The sequence below is a fragment of the Streptomyces mutomycini genome (genome assembly GCF_001700505.1).
Classification (GTDB): Bacteria; Actinomycetota; Actinomycetes; order Streptomycetales; family Streptomycetaceae; genus Streptomyces; species Streptomyces mutomycini.
This window is the reverse complement of record NZ_MAPV01000068.1, coordinates 1-24,060: the sequence shown is the minus strand read 5'-3', so window position 1 is coordinate 24,060 and position 24,060 is coordinate 1. Positions and strand designations below refer to the sequence as shown.

The window sequence follows — 24,060 nt, the reverse complement described above, 5'->3', positions numbered from 1 at the left end:
CCCGCGCCCGGACGGTCCCGGAGCGCGAGGGCCGGGCCGCCGCGCTCAACCGGCTCGGAGAGGCCCGCGCGGCCGCCGACACCCAGGCGGTGGCGCTGGCCCGGCCGACCGTCGCACCGGCGGCGGTGCTGGCCGCCGCCCGGGCCGTCCTGGACGAGGCGGCCGAGGAGGACGTGCCCCTCACCCTGGACTACGTGGCGCTCGTGGACCCCGCGGACTTCACCGAGGTCCCCGACGGCCGTGTCAGCGGCGAGGCGGTCCTCGCCGTCGCGGCGCGGGTGGGAGCCACCCGCCTGATCGACAACATCCCGCTGACCCTCGGAGCCCTCACATGACCGGCATACGGCTGGCCGCCCCCGCCCCCGGCTGGGCCATCGACGCGGACGTCGTCGTGGTCGGCTCCGGCGTGGCCGGTCTCACCACCGCACTGCGCTGTGCCGCGGCGGGTCTCGCGACCGTCGTCGTCACCAAGGCCCGCCTCGACGACGGCTCGACCCGCTGGGCGCAGGGCGGCATCGCCGCCGCGCTCGGCGAGGGCGACACCCCCGAGCAGCACCTAGACGACACCCTGGTCGCCGGGGCCGGCCTGTGCGACGAGACGGCGGTGCGCGCGCTGGTCACCGAGGGCCCCGACGCCGTGCGCAGGCTGATCGACACCGGCGCGCACTTCGACACCACCGACACCGGGGCGATCGCCCTGACCCGTGAGGGCGGCCACCACCGCCGCCGCATCGCGCACGCGGGGGGCGACGCGACGGGCGCCGAGATCTCCCGCGCGCTGGTCGAGGCGGTCCGCTCGGCCGCCCTGCGCACCATCGAGAACGCCTTGGTCCTGGACCTGATCACGGACGCCGAGGGCCGTACCGGGGGCGTCACCCTGCACGTCATGGGCGAGGGACAGCACGACGGCGTCGGCGCCGTCCACGCCCCGGCCGTGGTGCTCGCCACCGGTGGCATGGGCCAGGTCTTCTCCGCCACCACCAATCCGCCGGTCTCCACGGGCGACGGGGTGGCGCTCGCGCTGCGGGCGGGCGCGGAGGTGTCGGACCTGGAGTTCGTCCAATTCCATCCGACCGTCCTGTTTCTCGGCGCCGACTCCGAGGGCCAGCAGCCGCTGGTGTCCGAAGCGGTACGGGGCGAGGGCGCCCATCTCGTCGACGCCTCCGGGACCCGCTTCATGCTGGGGCAGCACGAGCTGGCCGAACTGGCGCCCCGCGACATCGTCGCCAAGGCCATCACCCGTCAGATGCACCTCCAGGGCACCGAGCACATGTACCTCGACGCACGCCACTTCGGCGCCGCGATGTGGGAGAGGCGCTTCCCGACGATCCTCGCCGCCTGCCGCGCGCACGGCATCGATCCCGTCAGCCGGCCGATCCCGGTGGCCCCCGCCGCGCACTACGCCTCGGGCGGCGTGCGTACGGACCTCCGGGGCCGTACGACGGTCCCCGGTCTGTACGCCTGCGGCGAGGTCGCCTGCACGGGCGTGCACGGAGCGAACCGGCTGGCGTCCAACTCCCTCCTGGAGGGACTGGTCTTCGCCGAGCGCATCGCCGCCGACATCGTGGGCGGGCCCGGGACCGCTTCCGGGACCGCCTCCCGGAGCACGCCCGCGGCGGCCCCGGGCGGAGACCGCACCGTCCCGCTGCTCACGGCGGAGTCCCGGACCTCGATCCAGCGGATCATGACCAGGGGCGCCGGGGTCATCCGTTCCGCCGACAGCCTCGCGGCCGCGGCCGGGGAGCTGGAGGCGCTCCAGCGTGCCGCGGCCGCCGCCGACGAGGACGGTCCGAAGGACGCCGTACCGGGGGTGGAGGCGTGGGAGGCCACGAACCTGCTCCTCGTGTCACGGGTGCTGGTCGCCGCCGCCCGTGAGCGCGAGGAGACCCGCGGCTGCCACTGGCGCGAGGACCACCCCGACCGTGACGACAACGACTGGCGCCGCCATCTCGTCGTCCGTATCGCCGCCGGCGAGCCGCCCGTCGTCCGCACGACGGACAGTGCCGCGTTCCCGCCCGTACGCCCCGCAGATCCGGCGGACCCCGCAGAGACAGCACTGTCCGCCAGCCTCCGCAACCACCCTGCCGACGCCCCCGAGGAGCCGTAACCGTGAGCACGCCCGAAGAGAATCCGCGCCCCACACCCGTGGACGTACCGCTGATCCACATCGGCGCACCCGCCGAGTCCGGGGGCGGCTGCGGCGACGGCTGCGGCTGCGGTGACGGTTACGACCCCGACGGCCTGGAGTGCGGTCTCGACCCCGCCCTGGCCCAGCTCCTGGCCGAGGCCGGACTGGACCCGGTCCAGGTCGAGGACATCGCCCACGTAGCGATCGAGGAGGACCTCGACGGAGGGGAGGACGTCACCACGGTGGCGACCGTCCCGGAACACTCCGTAGCCACCGGTGACTTCACCGCGCGTGAGGCCGGCGTCGTCGCGGGGCTGCGTGTCGCCGAGGCCGTCCTGTCCATCGTCTGCACCGACGAGTTCGAGGTGGAGCGCCACGTCGAGGACGGCGACCGCGTCGTGCCCGGACAGAAGCTGCTCACCGTCACCACCCGCACCCGCGACCTGCTCACCGGCGAGCGCAGCGCGCTCAACCTGCTCTGCAGGCTCTCCGGCATCGCGACCGCGACCCGCGCCTGGGCCGACGTGCTCGAAGGTACGAAGGCGAAGGTCCGCGACACCCGGAAGACCACACCGGGGCTGCGCGCGCTGGAAAAGTACGCGGTGCGCTGCGGCGGCGGCGTCAACCACCGCATGTCGCTCGTGGACGCGGCGCTGGTCAAGGACAACCACGTCATCGCGGCAGGTGGCGTCGCCGAGGCGTTCACGCGGGTCAGGAAGACGTTCCCGGCGCTCGCGATCGAGGTCGAGGTCGACACCCTGGAGCAGGTCAGCGAGGTGCTCGACGCGGGGGCCGACCTCATCCTGCTGGACAACTTCACCCCGTCGGCGACGGCTGAGGCGGTCGCCCTCGTCGGTGGCCGCGCGGTGCTGGAGTCCTCGGGACGGCTGTCCCTCGGCTCCGCCCGTGCCTATGCCGACGCCGGGGTCGACTACCTGGCCGTCGGCGCGCTCACGCACTCCTCGCCGATCCTCGACATCGGCCTGGACTTCCGCGACACCGCGGCGGAGACGTACGGGGCCGGCGCCTGATGCTGCTCACCATCGACGTCGGCAACTCCCACACCGTCCTCGGCCTGTTCGACGGCGAGGAGATCGTCGAGCACTGGCGGATCTCCACGGACGCCCGCCGCACCGCCGACGAGCTGGCCGTCCTCCTCCAGGGCCTGATGGGCATGCACCCGCTGCTCGGCGTCGAACTCGGCGACGGCATCGAGGGCATCGCCATCTGCTCGACCGTCCCCGCCGTCCTGCACGAGCTCCGTGAGGTCACCCGCCGCTACTACGGCGATGTCCCGGCGGTCCTGGTGGAGCCGGGCGTCAAGACCGGTGTGCCGGTCCTCACGGACAATCCGAAGGAGGTCGGCGCGGACCGCATCATCAACGCGGTCGCCGCCGTCGAGCTCTACGGCGGCCCCGCCATCGTCGTCGACCTCGGCACGGCCACGACCTTCGACGCGGTCTCCGCGCGCGGCGAGTACACGGGCGGGGTGATCGCGCCGGGCATCGAGATCTCCGTCGAGGCGCTCGGGGTGAAGGGCGCCCAGCTCCGCAAGATCGAGCTGGCGCGGCCCCGCAGTGTGATCGGCAAGAACACCGTCGAGGCCATGCAGTCCGGCATCGTGTACGGCTTCGCCGGCCAGATCGACGGTGTGGTCGAGCGCATGAAGAAGGAGCTGGCGGCAGACCCCGACGAGGTCACCGTCATCGCGACCGGCGGCCTTGCTCCGATGGTGTTGGGGGAGTCCTCCGTCATCGACGAGCACGAGCCCTGGCTGACGCTCATCGGGCTCCGCCTCGTCTACGAGCGCAACATCGCCCGGATGTAGACGCGCCTGCGGTCACCTGCGGTCACCTGCGGGAACGACTCGGCGGCGCGGCGTCCGACGGCGCGCCGCCGAGCGGTTAGTTAAGCGGATTTTGTCCATTTAGCACGTATTGTCGCGTCATGCCCACGCCCTACGGATCACGCGGCGGCATGGCGTTCAGCGCGGACGAGCTCCGGGTGCTCCGACGCGCTCTCGCCAACGCCCTCCACCCCACGCCCCTGCCGGAAGAGGATGTCCAGGACTGCCTGCGCCTGGCGGGCGCGGTGGACGAGGCGGCGAGCGAGGCGGGCCGGCTGTGCGCCTTCCTCCTCGCCGATCTCGCCCGCTACCGCGACGCGCTCCCCGGCTCGCTCAGTGGCTATCTGGAGCTCCTCCAGGACGCACTCGCGGCCGGCTATGACCCTCGCCCCGACGACCTGGCGGCCCTGCGCGCCCTGCGTGCCGGACCGGTCGCCGCGGCCCTGCTGGAACGCTGCCAGGTGCTTGCCGAGCGCTCGGTGCGGGCTCGTCTCGCGGGCCGCGCGGTGTCCGTCACGGCGCCCGCGCCGCGCAGTAGGCTGCTGGCCCTTCCCGGGGGCCTGTCGGCGGCCAAGGAGCCCGAGCCGAAGGCTCCGTCGAGGCCCGCCGTGCCGGCCCGCCCGGCCGCCCCGGGCGAACGCCCCATGCCCAAGCCGTCCGAGGTCTTCCCGCCCCGTCGCCGGCCCGCGCCCCCGCCGGAGGAGCGCGCCGTCTCCTGAGAGGGCCGGCGTGCTGGGGGTGCCCGGCAGTGGCCGGAATGCCGGGCTCGCTACCCTGGACGGCATGGACTACGTATCCGCGCTCGTTCCCCCCGTGGTGATGGCCGTCTTCTTCGTCGGCCTCGTCGTGACGATCATCAAGAGCCAGGGCGGCCCGAACAAGGCCAAGGAGGACGCCGCCGTGGACGCGGCGCTCGCCCGTGCCGAGTCGGCCAAGCAGGCTCCGCGGTCCGAGGGCGTCTGACCCGGACCAGCACGAAGGGCGCACGGCTCCTCCGGAGCTGTGCGCCCTTTTGCCGTCCCAGAATTATCCCATTCCGGACATATAGCACTAAGGTGACGCTATGCCTCGCCAATTGGGAGAGCTGGAAGACGCCGTGATGACACGGGTCTGGCAATGGAACCGTCCGGTCACCGTGCGGGAAGTTCTCGAGGATCTTCAGCAGGAACGGTCCATCGCCTATACGACCGTCATGACGGTAATGGACAATCTCCATCAGAAGGGCTGGGTGCGCCGGGAAGTGGACGGCCGGGCCTATCGATATACGGCGGTCTCCACTCGCGCCGCATACTCAGCCGCACTGATGAACGAAGCCTGGTCGCAGAGCGACAACCCGGCGGCAGCACTGGTCGCCTTCTTCGGCATGATGTCCGCGGAGCAGCGCGAGGCTCTCCGGGATGCGATGCGCGTCGTCTCGCCCACCTTCCCCGAACCGGCCGCGAGCCGTCCCGATGACGGGACCGCAGCCGATGAAGCACCGCCGGAGAGTGGGCGATAGCGTCGGGGGATGTCCTCAGAGCAGTCGCAAACCGAGCACCCTGCCGAGTCGCAAACCGGAGCCCATAGCCGGCCGGAAACCCGATCTCGCGCAGTTGTTCATACCGGCCCGTCGGTAAATAGGCCGGCCATCACCGTCCGCCGTGCCAGGACCAGCGATGTCGCGTCCGTCCGCGGACTCCTTGACGGCTACGTCTCCGAAGGCATCCTGCTCGACAAAGCGACGGTGACGCTTTACGAGGACATCCAGGAGTTCTGGGTGGCCGAGCGCGACGAGGACGCCCGTGTCATCGGGTGCGGCGCGCTCCACGTGATGTGGGAGGACCTCGCCGAAGTCCGTACTCTCGCCGTCGACCACAGCATCAAGGGCGCCGGAGTCGGACACCACGTCCTGGAGAAGCTCTTGCAGACCGCGCGCTGGCTCGGTGTCCGCCGGGTTTTCTGTCTCACGTTCGAAGTCGACTTCTTCGCCGCGCACGGCTTCACGGAGATCGGAGAGACGCCGGTCGACGGAGATGTCTACAGCGAGCTACTGCGTTCCTATGACGAGGGCGTCGCCGAGTTCCTGGGTCTCGAACGAGTGAAGCCGAACACCTTGGGCAACAGCCGGATGCTTCTGCACCTGTGAACGGCGGAAGTTGCCGGAACCCTATGTCCGAATCGCGCATGTTTCCCGTGCTCTTGTGCTCCCGAACCTCTCCCGGGGGTTTGTGTTTTCCGGGGAAAAGCGGTTTCCTTTCCGCGTACTCAATTTTTCGATGAAAGGAAATCCGGTGGCGCAGAAGGTTCAGGTCCTTCTTGTTGATGACCTCGACGGTGGCGAGGCCGACGAGACCGTGACGTTCGCTCTGGACGGCAAGACGTACGAGATCGACCTCACCACGGCCAACGCGGACAAGCTGCGTGGTCTTCTTGAGCCGTACGCCAAGAGTGGGCGTCGCACGGGCGGCCGCGCCGCCACGGGCCGTGGCAAGGGCCGCGCCGTTACGGGTGGCAACAAGGACACCGCCGAGATCCGTAGGTGGGCGCGCGAAAACGGCCACAACGTGAATGACCGCGGCCGCGTTCCCGCCGAGATCCGTGAGGCTTACGAGAAGGCCAACGGCTGACCTGTCGGCCGATGGGTCCACGGGTACGTCCTGGCGTGCGCCAGCCTGGCACGGTGGCATTCCGTCGCCGCCGCGTCCACGAGCCGTACGAGATCGGGAGCATCCCCGCCCCTGCTCCCGAGGCCACCGAGGGCCGGCAGTTGCCGGTCCACCTCCTGGCGCGGTCCGGGGGGCCGCAGCCAGAACGCGGCCCCCGGCGAGCCCACCCCTCCGCCCGGCGGTACCGGGGCCGTGATGTGCCCGCCGCTGCCGATGGCCGACAGGTCGAGGGTGATCCCGCCCCACTCCAGCCAGTCGAGCAGGCCGGGCAGCTCGTCAGCGGTGCCCGCGGCCACCAGCAGCAGCATCCGCTGACCCGACAGCGCCACCGGTCCGGTGCGTCCGATCCGGCGCAGCGCCGCGTGACCCGCGGCCGCCGGCAGCTCCAGCGCGTCGAAGCTCAGGCCGGTCGGTAACCCCACCGGCGCCGTGCCTGTCGTGGCCCAGCCGAGTTCGCGGGCGTACCACTGTGCGCGGTCGTCGGATTCCGTCGACGAGCGGGGAGGCGGGACGAGGGTGGCCATGTCCGATGAACAGCCGGACCGCCCCCGGGGTTACGCACCGTTCGTGATCGACTCCCCTGTGTGCCCGCTTCGGGGGCGTGCGGAGGCATCCGCAGGCGCGAAGTTGTTCGCCCGTAGCGGAGGAAACAGGGGTGCGCCGCATGGACTGTCAGTGAGTGCGGGTAAGACTTCCCTAGTGGGAAGGGGCGACACGCGGGAAAAAACGTCTCACGTTCGCCATCGGCGTACTGGCGAAAGGGCTATCTGCCTGGCCTGCGGGAACATCGTCTCGCACCATCGGGTTGGAGCAGTTGTCGGCGTTCGGGGCAGGAGGCCTTCGCGGGTGTCGGCAGTTGAAATGAGCGGTCCCCGCTTGCGGGACTAAGCTGCGGAAGGACAGGGAGGGGACCGACCCCTTACTGCCTGACCGCTCTGAGGAGCGATTAACGATGTTCGAGAGGTTCACCGACCGCGCGCGGCGGGTTGTCGTCCTGGCTCAGGAAGAAGCCCGGATGCTCAACCACAACTACATCGGCACCGAGCACATCCTCCTGGGCCTGATCCACGAGGGTGAGGGTGTCGCCGCTAAGGCCCTGGAGAGCCTCGGGATTTCGCTCGAGGCGGTCCGCCAGCAGGTGGAGGAGATCATCGGTCAGGGCCAGCAGGCCCCGTCCGGGCACATCCCCTTCACTCCCCGGGCCAAGAAGGTCCTGGAGCTGTCGCTCCGCGAGGCACTTCAGCTCGGCCACAACTACATCGGCACGGAGCACATCCTGCTCGGCCTGATCCGCGAGGGCGAGGGCGTCGCAGCCCAGGTCCTCGTGAAGCTGGGCGCCGACCTGAACCGGGTGCGGCAGCAGGTCATCCAGCTGCTCTCCGGGTACTCGGGAGGCAAGGAGGCGGCCACAGCGGGCGGCCCCGCGGAGGGCACGCCCTCCACTTCCCTGGTGCTCGACCAGTTCGGCCGGAACCTCACCCAGGCCGCTCGCGAATCCAAGCTCGACCCGGTCATCGGGCGCGAGAAGGAGATCGAGCGGGTCATGCAGGTGCTGTCCCGCCGTACGAAGAACAACCCGGTTCTCATCGGCGAGCCCGGCGTCGGCAAGACGGCGGTCGTCGAGGGCCTGGCCCAGGCCATCGTCAAGGGCGAGGTGCCCGAGACCCTCAAGGACAAGCACCTCTACACCCTGGACCTCGGCGCCCTGGTGGCGGGTTCCCGCTACCGAGGTGACTTCGAGGAGCGCCTGAAGAAGGTCCTCAAGGAGATCCGCACCCGCGGCGACATCATCCTGTTCATCGACGAGCTCCACACCCTGGTGGGTGCGGGCGCCGCCGAGGGCGCGATCGACGCGGCGAGCATCCTCAAGCCCATGCTGGCGCGAGGCGAGCTCCAGACCATCGGTGCCACGACGCTCGACGAGTACCGCAAGCACCTGGAGAAGGACGCCGCGCTCGAGCGCCGCTTCCAGCCCATCCAGGTCGCGGAGCCGACGCTGCCCCACACCATCGAGATCCTCAAGGGTCTGCGGGACCGTTACGAGGCCCACCACAGGGTCTCCATCACGGACGAGGCGCTGGTCCAGGCCGCCACCCTGGCCGACCGCTACATCTCGGACCGCTTCCTGCCGGACAAGGCGATCGACCTGATCGACGAGGCCGGCTCCCGGATGCGCATCCGCCGGATGACCGCGCCGCCGGACCTCCGCGAGTTCGACGAGAAGATCGCGGGCGTCCGTCGCGACAAGGAGTCGGCGATCGACTCCCAGGACTTCGAGAAGGCGGCTTCACTCCGCGACAAGGAGAAGCAGCTGCTGGCGGCGAAGGCCAAGCGGGAGAAGGAGTGGAAGGCCGGCGACATGGACGTCGTCGCCGAGGTCGACGGCGAGCTCATCGCGGAAGTCCTGGCCGTCTCCACCGGCATCCCGGTCTTCAAGCTGACCGAGGAGGAGTCCTCGCGTCTGCTGCGCATGGAGGACGAGCTCCACAAGCGCGTCATCGGTCAGAAGGACGCCATCAAGGCCCTCTCGCAGGCGATCCGCCGTACGCGAGCAGGTCTGAAGGACCCGAAGCGCCCCGGTGGCTCGTTCATCTTCGCCGGCCCGTCCGGTGTCGGTAAGACCGAGCTCTCGAAGACGCTCGCCGAATTCCTCTTCGGCGACGAGGACGCGCTGATCTCCCTCGACATGTCGGAGTTCAGCGAGAAGCACACGGTTTCCCGCCTCTTCGGTTCGCCCCCCGGTTACGTGGGTTACGAAGAGGGCGGCCAGCTCACCGAGAAGGTGCGCCGCAAGCCGTTCTCCGTCGTCCTCTTCGACGAGGTCGAGAAGGCCCACCCCGATATCTTCAATTCCCTTCTCCAGATCCTGGAGGACGGTCGTCTGACCGACTCCCAGGGCCGGGTCGTGGACTTCAAGAACACGGTCATCATCATGACGACCAACCTCGGGACCAGGGACATCTCCAAGGGCTTCAACCTGGGCTTCGCCGCCCAGGGCGACGTCAAGACGAACTACGAGCGGATGAAGGTCAAGGTCAACGAAGAGCTCAAGCAGCACTTCCGGCCCGAGTTCCTCAACCGTGTCGACGACACGGTCGTCTTCCACCAGCTCACCGAGGAAGACATCATCCAGATCGTCGACCTGATGGTCGACAAGGTGGACGAGCGCCTCAAGGACCGCGACATGGGCATCGAGCTCAGTGCCGATGCCAAGTCGCTCCTGGCGAAGAAGGGCTACGACCCCGTGATGGGCGCCCGGCCGCTGCGCCGGACGATCCAGCGCGAGATCGAGGACATCCTCTCCGAGAAGATCCTCTTCGGCGAGCTGCGTCCCGGTCACATCGTGGTCGTGGGCACCGAGGGCGAGGGTGACGAGAAGAAGTTCTCGTTCCGCGGCGAGGAGAAGTCGGCACTGCCCGACGTCCCGCCGATCGAGCAGGCAGCGGGCGGCGGCCCGAACCTGTCGAAGGATGCGTAGGGCGCGTAGCGCCTGAGCGTTGAAGGGGCTGCCCCGGACCGGTCACGGTCCGGGGCAGCCCCTTTCCCGTTCTCCCGGCCCGGGAGCGCACCCACGCGCGGGAGCGCACCCACGCGCTGGGACGGGTGGGGCGGGGGCTGGGCCGGGCGCCGGCTGCCGGTGGCGCCGGGCGCCCATGGCGTGCCCGGCCGGGCCGGGTCAACCATGGCGTGCGGGCCGTGCGGTCGCGGTATCGCGGCCGGGGCCGTGCCGAGCAGCAGGTTTCGTGTTGCCTCCCGGCCCGGTGCCGCAGCGACGGGACGGGACGCCCGCGGCCTCCGAGCCACCGAGAGGGATGCCCGGGCCTCACCGGGGCGAGCCCGCCCGGGTTCTCGACGGGGACAGCCGGGCCTGCGCGCGTCGAGTCGTGCTCGACCACGGCGGCCACAGGGTCACCGCCACCGGTTCACACCGCCCGATCGCCGCATCCGGGCATCGGTACGCCGAGGCGGATACCCCGCTGCCGAAGGTCCCGAAACGGACAGGCTTCCGGCCCACCACCGGTGACAAGGCGCACAGGCCCCCGGAGGCCAACTAGGCGCCTTAGGAGAAACGGGGATATCCGGCGCCGGGACCTTGTGCCCGCCCCGGGGGAGCCTTTCGGCGTTTGGGGCTATATGTCGGTAATGCTGGCCCGTGTCCAGTAAGGGTGCCTCTGGAGCAGGGGCTAAACCTGGTCCGTGAAGAATGCCGTCATGATCATCCGTCGCCCGCCGGGGCGGGTGCCGTGCTGAATTCCCGCCCCCTTCACTACGGCTTTTGTTCGTAGATGGGGGGTTTGAGTGTTGTCGGGGGTGCGGGTTACCAATGTGGAGCAAGCCCGGTCGAGCACCGGGTCCAGTCACCCCGGAGGTTCTCCCCGCATGTCGAAGCGCGTTACGTTCCAGCACTCCCGCCGCCCGTCCATGTCCCGCGTCAGTGGCGCCGTCGTGGCCGCAGGCCTGGGTGCGTCGATGGTGTTCGGTGCGGGCGCGGCGTTCGCGTCCGGCACGACGGGCACCGCGGACAACGCGGCCCTCGCCGGTGCGACCGCCGCCGACTCCGTCGCCCTGCAGGCGAACGCCCAGGGCAAGGCCGCCGAGAAGGCGAAGGCGGACAAGGCCGAGAAGGCCGAGGCCAAGAAGAAGGCGGCCGCCAAGAAGAAGGCAGCGGCCAAGAAGAAGGCCGCCTCGTGGGAGGCCCCGGTCAACCACTACGAGCTGAGTGCCACCTACGGCACCGGCGGCGACCGCTGGGCCAGCAAGCACTCCGGTCAGGACTTCGCGGTGCCGATCGGCACCAAGGTCGAGGCCGCGCACACCGGCCGGGTCGTCAAGGCCGGCCCGAACGGCGGCGGCGACGGTCCCGCGTACGGCAACGCCGTCGTGATCAAGCACGCCAACGGCAAGTACACGCAGTACGCGCACCTGTCCGAGATCGACGTCAAGGTCGGCGACCGGGTGAAGACGGGCGAGAAGATCGCCCTGTCCGGCAACACCGGAAACTCCAGCGGCCCGCACCTGCACTTCGAGATCCGGAACTCGCCCAACTACGGTTCCGCGCTCGACCCGGTGTCGTACCTGAAGTCCGTGCACGTCCACATCTGACGCGCATCCCGTAGCCGCTCGGGTCCTTCGTCCGGAACTGCCTGATCCGGACGAGGGGCACTAGGCGGCGGGCCCCGGGTCATGGGCCTTGGTCACCAGCTCGACGGCGACCTCGAGAGCAGCCGCGCGCTTCTCCTCGGGGTCGCCTTCGGCGTCCCTGAGGGCCATCATCCCGGCGTGCATCGTGAAGAGTGCGCTGAAGCACCGCACCTGGTCGGTGAGGGCGGCGTCGGGCTCCTTGATCAGGTCGACCAGGGCGATGACCCGGTGCTTCATGGTGTGGCCGATGCTCAGCTCGCGCACCGTCGCCTGGTTCTCCTGCATGAACACGAAGAGCGGCGCGGCGGCCCTGAGCGCCTCGCTGTAACGGACCAGGATCTCCTTCTTCGTCTCCAGGGTCCGCGGCTGACCCTTGCCCCACTCCAGGATCTCCTCGACGGGCCGGTTCAGGTCCTCGAAGATGCTGCTGAGGATGTCTTCCTTGGTCTTGAAGTGGTAGTACAGCGCCGCCTTGGTGACCCGCAGCTGCTCGGCGATCTCGCGGAGCGAGGTCTTCTCGTACCCCTGCTCGACGAAGAGCTCCAGGGCGACGTCCTGAATGCGCTGGCGGGTGTTGCCCCGGCGCGGCTGCGGCGTGCTGCCCATGCGACTCTCCCAAGAACTTACTTGACGCCCGGCTAGTACGGGTCTATGTTCCCCCAGTGTAGCCAGCTAGCCGGGCGGCAAGTAAGTGCCGGGTCGGTGGCAGACCAGGCATTCAGGGGATCAGGGGAGCACGGCATGACGGAACTGAAGAGGGCGGTGGCCACGCCGGCCGGGCCACGGGTGCGCAGCATCAGGGTGGTGGTTCTCGCCCTGATGATCACGATGCTGCTGGCCATGCTCGACAACCTCATCGTCGGCACCGCCATGCCGACGATCGTCGGCGATCTGGGAGGCATGGAACACCTGTCCTGGGTGGTGACGGCCTACACGCTCGCGACTGCGGCCTCCACCCCCATCTGGGGCAAGCTCGGCGACCTCTACGGGCGCAAGGGCATCTTCCTCACGTCCATCGTGATCTTCCTGATCGGCTCGGTGCTGAGCGGGATGGCCCAGGACATGAGCCAGCTGATCGGGTTCCGCGCGGTCCAGGGACTCGGCGCGGGCGGTCTGATGGTCGGCGTCATGGCGATCCTCGGTGACCTCGTGCCGCCACGGGAGCGCGGGAAGTACCAGGGCATGATGGCCGGCGTCATGGCGGTCGCCATGATCGGCGGACCGCTGGTCGGCGGAGCGATCACCGACCACCTGGGCTGGCGCTGGAGCTTCTACATCAATCTCCCGCTGGGCGCGGTCGCGCTCGCCATGGTGACCGTGGTGCTGCACCTGCCCCGCAAGGAGCGGTCGAAGGCCAAGGTCGACTACCTGGGCGCCGCGCTCCTCACCGTGGGCATCACCGCGATCGTGCTGGTCACCACCTGGGGCGGTACGGAGTACGCCTGGGGCTCGACCGTGATCATGGAGCTCATCGCGCTCGGTGCGGCCTCCCTCGTCGGTTTCCTCTTCGTCGAGACGAAGGCCGCCGAACCGATCATGCCGCTGCACATCTTCCGCAACCTGAACTTCAGCCTCATGTCCGTGATCGGCTTCATGGTCGGCTTCGTGATGTTCGGAGCGGTGCTCTTCCTCCCGCTGTACCAGCAGTCGGTCCAGGGCGAGTCCGCGACCAACTCCGGCCTGCTGCTCCTGCCCATGCTGCTCTCGATGATGATCGTCTCGCTCGTCGCGGGCCGGATCACCACGAGCACCGGCAAGTACAAGATCTTCCCGATCGTGGGCAGCATCCTGATGGTCACGGGGCTGTTCCTGCTGGCCACCATGGACACCGGCACCACGCGCTTCACCTCCGGCGTCTACATGGCGGTGCTCGGGGCGGGCATGGGCTTCCTGATGCAGATCACCATGCTCGTCGCCCAGAACAGCGTCGAGCTCAAGGACATGGGCGTCGCCTCGTCCGCGACCACCCTCTTCCGCACGCTCGGCAGCTCCTTCGGAGTCGCGATCATGGGCGCACTGTTCACCGGACGGGTGCAGGACGAGATGGCGGCACACGGCGGCGGCGGAGCGACACAGGAGTCCGCGCAGCTGAGTGCCACGAGCCTGGCGAAGCTGCCCGACACGGTCCGTGAGGCCTACGAGTACGCCGTGGCATCGGGGACGCACATCGCCTTCCTGGTGGGCGGCTCGGTGGCGGTGGTGGCCCTGATCGCGGCGCTGTTCGTCAAGGAGGTCCCGCTGCGCGGCGCGGCGAAGCCGGAGGCGTCCTCGGACGGCGGCGGCGCGGCCCCCGCCCCGGCGGGTGCGAAGAAGCAGACCGTCTGAACCGCGGCAGGCGCGGGTGGGCCCCGGAGACAGGACGACGTCTCCGGGGCCCACCCTCTGCTTCAGTCCGTTGCCGTCTGGCGCAGGACGGGGAAGCTTCCGGTGTTCGTCGGCGCGTGCTCGGGCAGCCACAGCACGGCCACGGCCCCGCCCGTGCCCCCGCCGAAGTCGCCGACGGGCCCCGCGTTGCGGAACGTCAGCCTGGCTCCCAGGACCCGCGCCTGCCCCGCGGCGATCGTCAGCCCAAGACCGTGACCGCGCCCGGACCGGTCGCTGCTTCCCGTACGGAAGCGGCTCGGTCCCTCCCGCAGGAGCGCCTCGGGGAAACCGGGCCCGTGATCGCGGACCCGCACCACCCGGCCCTCGACCGTGACCTCGACCGGTCCGGCTCCGTGCTTGGCGGCGTTGCCGAGCAGATTGCCCAGGACGCGCTCCAGCCGCCGCGGATCGGTGGACACCCAGGACTCGTGCACCACCCGCACCGTGATCTCCGGATCCAGCCGCCGGATCCGCCGGCTCACGAATTCGCCGAGCTGCAGCTCCTGCAGCTCGGCCCGTTCCGAGGCGCTGTCCAGCCTGGCCACCTCCAGGACGTCCTCGACCAGGGTCCGCATCGCCTGGGCCCGGTCCCGTACGAGCTCCGTGGGCCGGCCAGGGGGCAGCAGTTCGGCCGCGGTGAGCAGGCCGGTCACCGGGGTGCGCAGTTCATGGGCGATGTCGGCTGTGACCCGGCGCTCCGCCTCGATCCGCTCGTTCAGCGCGTCGGTGAGCGCGTCCACGGCCCGGGCCAGCTCGTCGGTCTCGTCCCGCACGACTCCGCCGACGGCCTCCCGTACGCGTACCTCCGTGTTGCCCTGAGCGACCTTGCCGGCCGCAGCCGCCGCCTTGCGCAGCCTCCGGGACAGCTGGCCGCCGATGAGGACGCCCAGCGCGCAGCCGCCGAAGACGACCGAGACCGAGCCGATGACCAGGGCCCGGTCGAGGTCGCCCATGATCGTGGTGCTGCGGTCGGCGAAGCGGGTGTGCAGGGACAGGACGTCGCCGTTGGCGAGCGGGACGGCCGCCCAGACGTCGGGCACCCCGTCCGCGTACTCGTCGACATGGGTGGCGCGCCGGTTCTCCCGGGTCTGTTCGCGCAGGCTCGCGGGCAGCGACGGGTCGTTGATCTTGGCGCCGAACTTCGGCGACGGTTTCTGCGTGTTCGTCGCCTCGTACAGCCGCTGGGCGAACAGCAGCCGCTCCAGCTGCACCTCACGCGCGTTCTCCAGCATCGAGACGCGGGCCGCGTTGTGGACGACGAGGCTCAGCGCCAGGGCGATGAGCGCGCCGACGGCGGCGATCGCGATGCTGATCTTCCAGCGGACCCCTGTCCGCAGGGCCAGCCGCCTCATGCGCGCAGCTTGTAGCCGAAGCCGCGGACCGTCTCGATCCGGTCCTGCCCGATCTTGGTGCGCAGCCGCTGCACATGGACGTCGACCACACGGGTGTCCCCGCCCCAGCCGTAGTCCCAGACCCGCTCCAGGAGCCTGTCCCGGGAGAGCACCGTGCCGGGCGCTGCGGAGAATTCGAGCAGCAGCCGCATCTCCGTCGGGGTCAGACCCACGTGCGCACCTCCCCGGCTCACCTCCATGCCCTCGGTGTCGATCTCCACGTCGCCGAAGACCAGTACGCCGCTCGTCCCGTCCGGGTCCCCGCCGGCCCCGGCGGGTGCTCCGCCCGCACCCGCGGCGTGGCCGAAGCGTCGCAGCACGGCGCGGATGCGGGCGACGAGCACCGCACCGTCGAACGGTTTGGTGACGTAGTCGTCGGCCCCGGCCTCCAGGCCGAGGACCACGTCGATCGCGTCGGCCCGCGCCGACAGCATGATCACGGGAACGGTCGACTCGTCGCGGATGCGCCGGCACAGGCTGACCCCGTCCAGTCCCGGCACCATGACGTCCAGCAGCGCGATGTCCGGACGGTCCGTCCGGAACGCCTCCAGGCCCAGCAGACCGTCGGGCACCGCGGTGACCGTGAAGCCGACCCGCTCCAGCGCGAGCTGTGTGGCCTCACGGATGACGTCGTCGTCCTCGACGAAGAGGACATGGGTCTCGGCCATGCGAGCGGCTCTCAGTTCTGCGTCGTCTGCGGTGCGGGGAGGGCGCCCTCCCCGCTGCCGACGGCCCGGTTGAAGACGTTGTGCACCCGGTCGGTCTCGGAGAACCGGTCGGCGGTCCAGTGGTAGGTGACGACGTCCTCTCCCGAGGGGTAGGCGACCGAGTCCTTCGACCCGTACACCTGCGTCGTCACCACCAGATCACCGCGGTCGATGGTGCCGTAGACCGCGGGCACCTCGGCGGCGAAGACGTTCCCGTACGAACCGTCGGCGCGCCGTTGGTACACGTACGTGCCGACGCCGACCGAATCGTCGCAGGTCATCACGTTGACCACGACGTCGGTGGCCGCACCGTCGGTGAGTGTCCCGTAGGAGGTGTCGACCGGGTACTCGTCACCGGCGCAGGGTTTCAGGTCGTCCTTGAGCTGCCGGCTCACCTCCGGGTCGCCCCTGACGAGCGCCACGGCGTCGACCCGCGGAGCGGGCTTCGCCGTCCCGGTGGCGACAGCGTTCGACGGCGCCGCCCTGGCGGCCTCCTGGGTGCCGGCCGGGCCCTCGTCACGTGTGCCCGTGCCACCGGCGGAACACCCGGCGCAGAACAGCCCGACGGCGGCGAGCCCGGCCACCGCGGTGCCACCCGCCGCCATGCCGGCCCGGAGTCTCCCGAGGCCCGCCGTCGTGCCCCCGCTGCTGCCCTTCAGGCCGCGCACCGCTCTTGCCCCCGCTCGTCGTGACGCCCGTTCCGCTGCGAAGGAATCCGCGCGAGCGTCTCCTCGGCCTCACGGCTCCGGGCCGCACGGTCCTCCAGCTCCTGGCGCAGTCGTGCCAGGGCGCGGTGCAGCGTGCTCTTCACCGTACCGGCGGACATACCGAGCGCCGCGGCCGTCTCCTCCGTGCTCATCTGCTCCCAGTGTCGCAGCACGACGACGCTGCGCTGCTTCGGAGCCAGGACCCCGAGGACGTCCATGAGCAGGGCGCGGTCGGCGCGCTGCTCGGCGCCGTCGTCGACGCTCGCGTCGGGGAGCTGCTCGGTGGGGACCTCGTCGAGCTTGCGGGCCCGCCACCACTCCGTACGCGTGTTGATCATGACGCGGCGCAGATAGGCGTCGGCGAGCGACTTGTCGGCGATGCCGTCCCAGCGGCCGAGGGTGCGTACGAGAGCGGTCTGCAGAAGGTCCTGCGCGTCCACGGGGTTGGGTACGAGCCGACGGGCGCTGCGCAGCAGCGCGTCCTGCCGGGTCCGTACGTACTCCTCGAAGCCGAGCACCTCGCCCTGCGCCATTACAACCGCCTCCGTCCCCGTGGGTCCCCGTGTACCGCCGTCGGCCGGGTGGTCCCGTTGCCGACGTCCGGTGACGTTACGGAGGCGTTGTCACGAGGCTGTGCGGAGCAGCCGTACACGGACGCACGGCTGTCCATCGGTTGTGTAACAGCCGTGGGCAGCCGTGCGTCCGCGCGGGTCAGGTCAGGGGCAGCCGGTACCGGCCGTTGGCCAGGGGCTCGACCAGGCCGTCGGCCACGAGCCCGTCCAGGGCGCGCGCCCGCTGCACGGGCTCCTCCCACACCGAGTCCAGCGCGGACTGCGGCACCGGCGTGACCGCGTCACGCAGCACCGCGAGCAGCCGGCCCCGCACCTGCCGGTCGGTGCCGGCGTAGGTCTGGCCGCGGCGTGGCGGGCCCTGGTGGGCGGGCTTCCCGGCCAGCCGCCAGGCGCACTGCTCGGCGATCGGGCAGCGGGTGCAGTCCTCGCCCTTCGCGGTGCACACGAGTGCGCCGAGTTCCATCGTGGCAGCCGCCCAGCTGGCGGCGCGGCCCTCCTCCTCGGGGAGCAGGGCGCGGGCGAGCTTGCGCTCGGCCGCGGTGGTCGCGTTCGGCGGGTACTGGATACCGGTGGCGGCCCTCGCGAACACCCTGCGGACGTTCGTGTCCAGCACCGCGTGACGCTGCCCGTACGCGAACGAGGCCACGGCCGCGGCCGTGTACTCCCCGATCCCGGGCAGCGCGAGCAACTGGCCGTGCTCGCTGGGCACGTCGCCGCCGTGGCGTTCCGCTATTGCCTGCGCCGCCCCGTGCAGCCGCAGCGCGCGCCGCGGGTAGCCGAGCCGGCCCCAGGCGCGGACGGCTTCGCCCGGGGCGTCGGCGGCCAGGTCGGCGGGGCGCGGCCACCGGGCCATCCACTGTTCGTAGACCGGGAGCACTCGGTTCACCGGGGTCTGCTGGAGCATGAACTCGCTCACCATGACACCCCAGGCGCCCGCTTCGGGGCGGCGCCAGGGCAGATCGCGGGCGTGCTGCTCGAACCACCCGATGACGGGGGTGTGAAGGGAGGCGGGGGGCGTCTGAGTCGAAGTCGTTGCAGTCATCGCCCGACGATCCTGACACGAAAGCCTGGATGTCGGGCACGGCTCCGGGGGTGTCGGCCCATGTGAGGGCTCAGCGGGTGATAAAGCCACCCGTTCTGTCCCTTCGTTCGGAGCGGACGATGCCCGAGCCGGTGCAAAGTGGCTGGAAGTGCCCGTGAAGGACCGCCGCATGATGATGATCCGGAAAACTTGTCGATCAGAGCGGCGGTCAGTGGCCGGAGTTGGGCAGGAACTCTCGTACAGTTCGGTGCGTGGGTTCTATGCGCAATCCGGTCGGGCCGCTTCCCTCCAGCATCTACTGGCGTCGGAGAGCAGTAGCGGTTCTCGTGATCGCGCTGCTCGCGGCGCTGGTCGCGTGGGCCGTCACCTCGGGCGGCAGCGGCGGCGGTCAGGACGACGGTAAGCCGGGGGACTCCGATCCCGCCCCCTCCATCACCCCCGGTCCTTCGAGTTCCGGCCCGGTCGCCGGCCAACCGCCGGGCGGCCGCGACGAGTCGGAGGGTTCCGGCACGGGCACGGGTGGTGGCTCAGGGGAGGACGCCGGGGGTACCGCAGCGGGCGGCCCGTCCGGGTCGGCCGGGCCTGACACCGCTGGAGCGGGCGGCTCCGCGTCGGAGGGTACGAGCGCGGGCACCACCGGCCAAGGCCAGGGCGGCCAGCAGGTGCCGGCAGGCTCGTCGCTCCCCGACTGCACCCCCGCCGCCCTGCGGTTGAGCCTGAAGACGGACAACAGCTACGGGCCCGACGACAAGCCGACGTTCCGCCTGAGCGCCAGGAACACCTCTGCGGCCGACTGCAAGGCCGACTTCGGCCCGAAGAACGCGGTGCTCACGATCACCGAGGCCGGCGAGGACGACGAGAAGGTGTGGTCCACCAAGGACTGCCCGAAGACCGGCGCCCTCTTCCTGAGGGTCCCGGCGGGAGCGACGGTCGTCCACACCGTGAAGTGGGACCGCAAGGGAAGCGCGCCCCGGTGCGCGACACCGCCCGTCCGGTCCGCGGGCCCGGGGACGTATCTGCTTGAGGCCGAGGTGCCGGGCGAGACCGTCCAGCGCGCCTCGTTCGTGCTGGCCAAGGACTGACGACTCCGCGGGGCTCGCCGGGCCCCTCCGGGAAAAGGGCCCTGCGGCCGGGCCCGGCCTCCGCCGCACGGAGGCGGCGCGCACCAGCTGTTCCCTCCGGCCGGCCGCCGGGAAAGGACGTCCGAGGGCAGTCCCTCAGACGTACCTCTCCAGGATCGACGACTCCGCCAGCCGCGAGAGCCCTTCCCGCACGCTCCGGGCCCGTGCCTCGCCGACCCCGTCCACGGCCTGGAGGTCGTCCACGCTCGCGGCGAGCAGCTTCTGCAGGCCGCCGAAGTGCTCCACCAGCCGCTCGATGATCGTCCCGGGCAGTCGCGGCACCTTCGCGAGCAGCCGGAAACCGCGCGGCGAAACCGCCGAGTCCAGTGTCTCGGGCGAGCCGCTGTAGCCCAGTGCCCGTGCCACCACGGGAAGTTCGAGCAGCTCGGTGTGGGTGAGCGTGTCGAGCTCGGCCAGTGCCTCGGCGACCGTACGGGACCGCTTCGCGGTCGGCTCGGGCACGTAGTCGCGCACGACCAGCTCCCGCTCGGGCTCCACGCCGGCGATCAGCTCGTCCAGCTGGAGTGCCAGGAGCCGTCCGTCGGTGCCCAGCTCCACCACGTACTCGGCGATCTCGGTCGCGATCCGGCGCACCATCTCCAGCCGCTGCGAGACGGCCGTCACGTCCCGGACCGTCACCAGGTCCTCGATCTCCAGCGCGGAGAGGGTCCCGGCGACCTCGTCCAGCCTGAGCTTGTAGCGCTCCAGGGTGGCGAGCGCCTGATTGGCCCGCGACAGGATCGCGGAGGACTCCTCCAGGACCCGGCGCTCCCCGTCCACGTACACCGCGATCAGGCGCATCGACTGCGAGACCGACACCACCGGGAAGCCGCACGCCTTGGAGACCCGGTCCGCCGTCCGGTGACGGGTGCCCGTCTCCTCGGTGGGGATGGAGGCGTCCGGGACCAGCTGGACACCGGCCCGGAGGATCTTGGTCATGTCCTTGTCGAGGATCATCGCGCCGTCCAGCTTGCACAGTTCGCGCAGGCGCGTCGCGGCGAACTCCACGTCCAGCACGAATCCGCCGGTACACATCGACTCGACGGTCTTGTCCATGCCGAGGACGATCAGCCCGCCGGTGTTGCCGCGAAGGATGCGCTCCAGCCCGTCGCGGAGGGCCGTTCCGGGCGCGACCGCGCTCAACGAGGCGCGCATCAGCGCCTCGTTACCCGTGCCTTGGCCGGACTTTCCGGGCGATGCTGCCCGGTCGTTGGCTGCCACTGCACTCCTCCGGTCACAGGTTTGCGATGCCCTTGCGTCCCTCATACCGTTCGTACGGGCGGGCGAGACCAGGGCAAAGTCTACCGGCGCGCGCCGTCCTCCTGTGGTCCGTCCGGCCGAGACCGCCGGGGGAGGACTCTCAGGGCGTCACCCATGTCGGCCACTTCCGTGACCTTCATGCCTGCCGGGACCAGGCCCGGGTCCCTCGGGACCAGGGCGTGCTTGAACCCGAGACGGTACGCCTCCGCCAGCCTGCGCTGGACCCCCGTCACCCTTCTGACCTCCCCGGCGAGGCCCACCTCACCGATCGCGACCAGGTTCTTCGGCAGTGGTGTGTCGCTGGCCGCACTGGCCAGCGCGAGAGCGATCGCGAGGTCCGCGGCCGGTTCCGTGAGCTTCACGCCGCCCACCGTCGCACTGTAGATGTCCCGTTTTCCGAGCGCGCTGATCCGGCCCCGCTGCTCCAGAACCGCCAGCATCATCGAGACCCGGGAGGTCTCCAGGCCCGAGGTGGTGCGCCGGGGCGAGGGGATCTGTGAATCGACGGTCAGGGCCTGCACCTCGGCGACGAGGGGGCGCTTGCCCTCCAGGGTGACCGTCAGGCAGGTGCCGGGGACGGGCTCGTCGCGGCGGGTGAGGAAGAGCCCCGAGGGGTCGGCGAGGCCGGTGATGCCCTCGTCGTGCAGCTCGAAGCAGCCGACCTCGTCCGTGGCGCCGTACCGGTTCTTGACACCCCGCACGAGGCGGAGGCGCGCGTGCCGGTCGCCCTCGAAGGACAGCACCACGTCGACGAGGTGCTCCAGGAGCCTCGGCCCCGCGATCGCGCCGTCCTTGGTCACATGGCCCACCAGGAGCGTCGACATGCCGCGCTCCTTCGAGGCCCTGATGAGCGCCCCCGCGACCTCGCGGACCTGCGCCATGCCGCCGGGCGCGCCGTCGATCTCCGGAGAGGCGACGGTCTGCACGGAGTCGAGGACGAGGAGGGACGGCTTGACCGCGTCCAGATGCCCCAGGACCGCCGAGAGGTCGGTCTCGGCGGCCAGATACAGGTGGTCGTTGATCGCCCGGATCCGGTCGGCCCGCATCCGCACCTGGCTGGCGGACTCCTCGGCCGTGACGTAGAGGGTGCGGTGGTCTTCGCTCGCGGCCTTGGCCGCCACGTCCAGCAGGAGCGTCGACTTGCCCACGCCCGGCTCGCCCGCGAACAGCACGACGGCCCCCGGGACGAGCCCTCCGCCGAGGACCCGGTCGAGCTCGCCGACCCCGGTCGAGCGCGCGGTCGCCTGCCGGCTGTCGACCTGGCCGATCGGCAGGGCGGCGGTGGAGACCCGGCCCGCGGCCGTCGTACGGATCGCGGGGGCGCCGCCGAACTCCTCGACCGTCCCCCACGCCTGGCACTCCGGGCAGCGGCCCAGCCATTTGGCGGTCGTCCAGCCGCATTCGGTGCAGCGGTAGGACGGCCTGTCCTTCGCGGATTTCGTACGGGCAGCCATGGCGTCACCGTATAGGTGAGGTCTGACAGCACCGGCCGCGGGGACGGGAGCCGAACGTGTGCCCGATGTGGTAATTCCTGCGGAATCCGGGATTCCTGTCCCCTTTCGAGTGGGACTGTCACCCGTAAGGATTAAATGTCGCAAAGTGCTGTCAGGATTCCGCCCGCAACTGCTTACGGTCGCCAGGTGACGAGCAGCAGGCTGGAGACCCACACGCACACCACCGGCGCACACCGGGCGCACCGTCGCGAGGCCCGCCCGTCGGCGCAGCGGTCGCCCGCACGTTACGAGCCTTACCTCGACGGCCTGTTCACCTACTGTCTCTCCGTGCTCTGTGACCACGAGGCGGCCACCGAGGCGCTCGGCTCGGTCCTGGCGATCGCCGAACGGCAGGACGGACGGTGCCCCGCGGCCGAGGAGGAACGTAAATCCTGGCTGTACGCCCTGGCCAGATGGGCGTGCCTGCGGGCGCTCACCGAGCAGCGGCGGGGCCGGCAGGCGCACCGGCGTCCGACCGCCAGGCGCGAGGGCGCCCGCGCGGCCGGAACCCGGGGCGCCCACGGCACTCCGGAGGAGGCCGTCGAACCCGGCGGCCCCACGGAGTCCCCGGTGGCCGAGGCGCGCCGCCGCGAGCTCGCGCAGCTGGCCTGGCCCGAGGCTGCGGGCACCACCCCCGAGCAGCGCGAGGCGATCGAGCTCGCCGTGCGCCACGGACTCTCCCCCCGCGCCGTCGCCGCCGTCCTCGGTCTCGACCCCGGCAGCACCCGGGAGCTCCTGGCCGGGGCGGTCTGCGAGGTGGAGCGCACCTGCGCCGCCCTCGCCGTCATGGAGGCGGGGGACTGCCCCGCCGTCGCGCGGCTGAGCGGCGCCCGTCAGGTGCTGCTCTCCTCGACCCTGCGCCGTGAGCTGGTCCGCCACGTCGACGACTGCCCACGCTGCCGCCGCGCCGCCGAGCAGGCCGGCGCGGCCGGCCCATGGCCCGGCGCGACCGTCACCCCGGTCGCCGCTCTCCGTATCGTCGAGGCACCGCGCCCCTCGGTGCACGTCGCCCTGACGCACGCCCGGAGGTCCCGGGCCGGTGCCCCGCGCTTCGGCCGGACCGGCTTCCCGCTGGACCCCAAGGACCATGCCGCGCGCAGGGACCGGCTGCGCGCCCGGGTCGTGACGACGACGGTCGTGGCAACGGTCGTCGCCGCCCCCGTGATCGCCCTGTGGGCCGCCTACCGGGGTGCGCCGCTGACCGGCGAGGGCCGCGACACCGCGGTCACCGCGACGGACGTGGACGGGGAGCCGGGCGACGACGGCGCGTACGACCACTACGAGAACGCGGGCAACGCCAGCCCCGGCGGGAACGGCGGTTTCACGGACGGCGCCCGGAGCCCGGACATCACGGCCGAGGTCGTCAGCATCGGTGCCGGCCCGGGCGGAGAGGGTTCGCTCGCGGTCTCGGCCCGCTCCTCGGGCGGCCGTACGACGATCACCCTGACCACGAGCGGCGACGAAGCCGTCGCCTGGTCGGCCCGGACGGACGTCCCGTGGCTGCGCCTCAGCCGTACGTCCGGAACGGTCGCACCCGGCCGGAGCGTCACCTTCTACGTGTTCGTGGACCGCGGTGCCCGAGGGGGTGAACAGGACGCGGGCGCTCCAGGGGCCCCTCGGCTCGGCACCGCGGTCCACGAAC

The 24,060-nt window shown here is 71.0% G+C and carries 23 protein-coding genes; 14 read left to right on the top strand and 9 right to left on the bottom strand.

What is annotated here, in order from left to right; translation table 11 throughout:
- The 9 genes from BFF76_RS11040 to BFF76_RS11000 form a co-directional block, all read left to right on the top strand.
- On the top strand, window positions 1-335 hold a 335-nt coding region (locus BFF76_RS11040; protein ID WP_141695588.1), incomplete at its 5' end, for a pantoate--beta-alanine ligase.
- Window positions 332-2,107, top strand: coding sequence for an L-aspartate oxidase (locus BFF76_RS11035; RefSeq protein WP_065848103.1), 1,776 nt, complete (start codon window positions 332-334; stop codon window positions 2,105-2,107). The genes BFF76_RS11040 and BFF76_RS11035, both read left to right, overlap by 4 nt.
- Window positions 2,108-2,109: 2 nt before the next feature.
- Window positions 2,110-3,159 carry a carboxylating nicotinate-nucleotide diphosphorylase gene (gene nadC, locus BFF76_RS11030; RefSeq protein ID WP_031091042.1) on the top strand — a complete coding sequence of 350 codons (1,050 nt, stop codon included), beginning with the start codon at window positions 2,110-2,112 and terminating at the stop codon, window positions 3,157-3,159.
- Window positions 3,159-3,956 carry a type III pantothenate kinase gene (locus BFF76_RS11025; protein ID WP_031091045.1) on the top strand — a complete coding sequence of 266 codons (798 nt, stop codon included), beginning with the start codon at window positions 3,159-3,161 and terminating at the stop codon, window positions 3,954-3,956. The genes nadC and BFF76_RS11025 overlap by 1 nt, the downstream gene beginning before the upstream one ends.
- Window positions 3,957-4,105: 149 nt before the next feature.
- Window positions 4,106-4,693, top strand: coding sequence for a hypothetical protein (locus BFF76_RS11020; RefSeq protein WP_065848102.1), 588 nt, complete (start codon window positions 4,106-4,108; stop codon window positions 4,691-4,693).
- 64 nt (window positions 4,694-4,757) lie between these two features.
- Complete coding sequence (locus BFF76_RS11015) at window positions 4,758-4,937, top strand: hypothetical protein (protein WP_031091048.1); 180 nt, start codon at window positions 4,758-4,760, stop codon at window positions 4,935-4,937.
- A 100-nt stretch (window positions 4,938-5,037) separates the two neighbouring features.
- Window positions 5,038-5,472 (top strand): BlaI/MecI/CopY family transcriptional regulator, encoded by a 435-nt coding sequence (locus BFF76_RS11010; RefSeq protein ID WP_031091050.1) that lies wholly within the window; start codon window positions 5,038-5,040, stop codon window positions 5,470-5,472.
- A 129-nt stretch (window positions 5,473-5,601) separates the two neighbouring features.
- The gene (locus BFF76_RS11005; RefSeq protein WP_031091051.1) at window positions 5,602-6,099 is read left to right on the top strand and encodes an amino-acid N-acetyltransferase; all 498 of its coding nucleotides are present in this window, start codon (window positions 5,602-5,604) and stop codon (window positions 6,097-6,099) included.
- A gap of 145 nt (window positions 6,100-6,244) precedes the next feature.
- Window positions 6,245-6,580: a histone-like nucleoid-structuring protein Lsr2 gene (locus BFF76_RS11000; RefSeq protein WP_031091053.1), complete on the top strand. Its 336-nt coding sequence runs from the start codon at window positions 6,245-6,247 to the stop codon at window positions 6,578-6,580.
- On the opposite strand, the gene BFF76_RS10995 is transcribed toward BFF76_RS11000, so the two are convergent.
- Window positions 6,559-7,143, bottom strand: a complete 585-nt coding sequence (locus tag BFF76_RS10995) for an SCO3374 family protein (RefSeq protein WP_031091054.1) — start codon at window positions 7,141-7,143, stop codon at window positions 6,559-6,561. The genes BFF76_RS11000 and BFF76_RS10995 overlap by 22 nt on opposite strands.
- Window positions 7,144-7,571: 428 nt before the next feature.
- Between BFF76_RS10995 and BFF76_RS10990 the strand changes: the two genes are divergently transcribed.
- A complete protein-coding gene (locus tag BFF76_RS10990; RefSeq protein WP_065848100.1) occupies window positions 7,572-10,097 on the top strand; it encodes an ATP-dependent Clp protease ATP-binding subunit in 2,526 nt (841 codons plus the stop codon).
- A 902-nt stretch (window positions 10,098-10,999) separates the two neighbouring features.
- Complete coding sequence (locus BFF76_RS10985; RefSeq protein WP_031091057.1) at window positions 11,000-11,722, top strand: M23 family metallopeptidase; 723 nt, start codon at window positions 11,000-11,002, stop codon at window positions 11,720-11,722.
- 60 nt (window positions 11,723-11,782) lie between these two features.
- Here the strand turns inward: BFF76_RS10985 and BFF76_RS10980 are convergent, their stop codons facing one another.
- Window positions 11,783-12,367 carry a TetR/AcrR family transcriptional regulator gene (locus tag BFF76_RS10980; protein WP_031091058.1) on the bottom strand — a complete coding sequence of 195 codons (585 nt, stop codon included), beginning with the start codon at window positions 12,365-12,367 and terminating at the stop codon, window positions 11,783-11,785.
- Window positions 12,368-12,502: 135 nt separating this feature from the next.
- On the opposite strand from BFF76_RS10980, the gene BFF76_RS10975 reads away from it, so the two are divergent.
- Window positions 12,503-14,086 (top strand): MDR family MFS transporter, encoded by a 1,584-nt coding sequence (locus BFF76_RS10975; protein WP_065848099.1) that lies wholly within the window; start codon window positions 12,503-12,505, stop codon window positions 14,084-14,086.
- A gap of 62 nt (window positions 14,087-14,148) precedes the next feature.
- Here BFF76_RS10975 and cseC read toward each other — a convergent pair whose 3' ends face one another.
- The 5 genes from cseC to BFF76_RS10950 form a co-directional block, all read right to left on the bottom strand.
- Entirely contained in the window at window positions 14,149-15,477 is a 1,329-nt protein-coding gene (gene cseC, locus BFF76_RS10970; protein WP_031091062.1) for a two-component system sensor histidine kinase CseC, read from the bottom strand.
- Complete coding sequence (gene cseB / locus BFF76_RS10965) at window positions 15,474-16,184, bottom strand: two-component system response regulator CseB (RefSeq protein WP_031091064.1); 711 nt, start codon at window positions 16,182-16,184, stop codon at window positions 15,474-15,476. Before cseB ends, cseC begins: the two co-directional genes overlap by 4 nt.
- Window positions 16,185-16,195: 11 nt before the next feature.
- Window positions 16,196-16,891 carry a hypothetical protein gene (locus BFF76_RS10960; protein ID WP_381824099.1) on the bottom strand — a complete coding sequence of 232 codons (696 nt, stop codon included), beginning with the start codon at window positions 16,889-16,891 and terminating at the stop codon, window positions 16,196-16,198.
- Complete coding sequence (locus BFF76_RS10955; RefSeq protein WP_031091068.1) at window positions 16,879-17,463, bottom strand: SigE family RNA polymerase sigma factor; 585 nt, start codon at window positions 17,461-17,463, stop codon at window positions 16,879-16,881. Before BFF76_RS10955 ends, BFF76_RS10960 begins: the two co-directional genes overlap by 13 nt.
- 178 nt (window positions 17,464-17,641) lie before the next feature.
- Window positions 17,642-18,544 (bottom strand): HhH-GPD family protein, encoded by a 903-nt coding sequence (locus BFF76_RS10950; RefSeq protein ID WP_053929439.1) that lies wholly within the window; start codon window positions 18,542-18,544, stop codon window positions 17,642-17,644.
- A gap of 260 nt (window positions 18,545-18,804) precedes the next feature.
- Here BFF76_RS10950 and BFF76_RS10945 point away from each other — a divergent pair, with 260 nt between their 5' ends.
- On the top strand, window positions 18,805-19,626 hold the full coding sequence (locus BFF76_RS10945; RefSeq protein WP_051834502.1) for a hypothetical protein: 822 nt from the start codon (window positions 18,805-18,807) through the stop codon (window positions 19,624-19,626).
- Window positions 19,627-19,761: 135 nt separating this feature from the next.
- Here BFF76_RS10945 and disA read toward each other — a convergent pair whose 3' ends face one another.
- Window positions 19,762-20,886 (bottom strand): DNA integrity scanning diadenylate cyclase DisA, encoded by a 1,125-nt coding sequence (disA, locus tag BFF76_RS10940; protein WP_031091072.1) that lies wholly within the window; start codon window positions 20,884-20,886, stop codon window positions 19,762-19,764.
- Window positions 20,887-20,966: 80 nt separating this feature from the next.
- Window positions 20,967-22,379: a DNA repair protein RadA gene (gene radA / locus BFF76_RS10935; protein ID WP_065848098.1), complete on the bottom strand. Its 1,413-nt coding sequence runs from the start codon at window positions 22,377-22,379 to the stop codon at window positions 20,967-20,969.
- A gap of 186 nt (window positions 22,380-22,565) precedes the next feature.
- Here radA and BFF76_RS10930 point away from each other — a divergent pair.
- On the top strand, window positions 22,566-24,060 hold a 1,495-nt coding region (locus BFF76_RS10930), incomplete at its 3' end, for a BACON domain-containing protein (RefSeq protein WP_420877209.1).

Coding starts and splice junctions, on each gene's coding strand:
- radA (WP_065848098.1), bottom strand. CDS start 22,379: ATGGCTGCCCGTACGAAATCCGCGAAGGACAGGCCGTCCTACCGCTGC.
- BFF76_RS10995 (WP_031091054.1), bottom strand. CDS start 7,143: ATGGCCACCCTCGTCCCGCCTCCCCGCTCGTCGACGGAATCCGACGAC.
- BFF76_RS11035 (WP_065848103.1), top strand. CDS start 332: ATGACCGGCATACGGCTGGCCGCCCCCGCCCCCGGCTGGGCCATCGAC.
- BFF76_RS10990 (WP_065848100.1), top strand. CDS start 7,572: ATGTTCGAGAGGTTCACCGACCGCGCGCGGCGGGTTGTCGTCCTGGCT.
- cseB (WP_031091064.1), bottom strand. CDS start 16,184: ATGGCCGAGACCCATGTCCTCTTCGTCGAGGACGACGACGTCATCCGT.
- BFF76_RS10985 (WP_031091057.1), top strand. CDS start 11,000: ATGTCGAAGCGCGTTACGTTCCAGCACTCCCGCCGCCCGTCCATGTCC.
- BFF76_RS10950 (WP_053929439.1), bottom strand. CDS start 18,544: ATGACTGCAACGACTTCGACTCAGACGCCCCCCGCCTCCCTTCACACC.
- BFF76_RS11010 (WP_031091050.1), top strand. CDS start 5,038: ATGCCTCGCCAATTGGGAGAGCTGGAAGACGCCGTGATGACACGGGTC.
- BFF76_RS11015 (WP_031091048.1), top strand. CDS start 4,758: ATGGACTACGTATCCGCGCTCGTTCCCCCCGTGGTGATGGCCGTCTTC.
- BFF76_RS10980 (WP_031091058.1), bottom strand. CDS start 12,367: ATGGGCAGCACGCCGCAGCCGCGCCGGGGCAACACCCGCCAGCGCATT.
- cseC (WP_031091062.1), bottom strand. CDS start 15,477: ATGAGGCGGCTGGCCCTGCGGACAGGGGTCCGCTGGAAGATCAGCATC.
- BFF76_RS10945 (WP_051834502.1), top strand. CDS start 18,805: ATGCGCAATCCGGTCGGGCCGCTTCCCTCCAGCATCTACTGGCGTCGG.
- BFF76_RS11025 (WP_031091045.1), top strand. CDS start 3,159: ATGCTGCTCACCATCGACGTCGGCAACTCCCACACCGTCCTCGGCCTG.
- BFF76_RS10975 (WP_065848099.1), top strand. CDS start 12,503: ATGACGGAACTGAAGAGGGCGGTGGCCACGCCGGCCGGGCCACGGGTG.
- BFF76_RS10955 (WP_031091068.1), bottom strand. CDS start 17,463: ATGGCGCAGGGCGAGGTGCTCGGCTTCGAGGAGTACGTACGGACCCGG.
- BFF76_RS11020 (WP_065848102.1), top strand. CDS start 4,106: ATGGCGTTCAGCGCGGACGAGCTCCGGGTGCTCCGACGCGCTCTCGCC.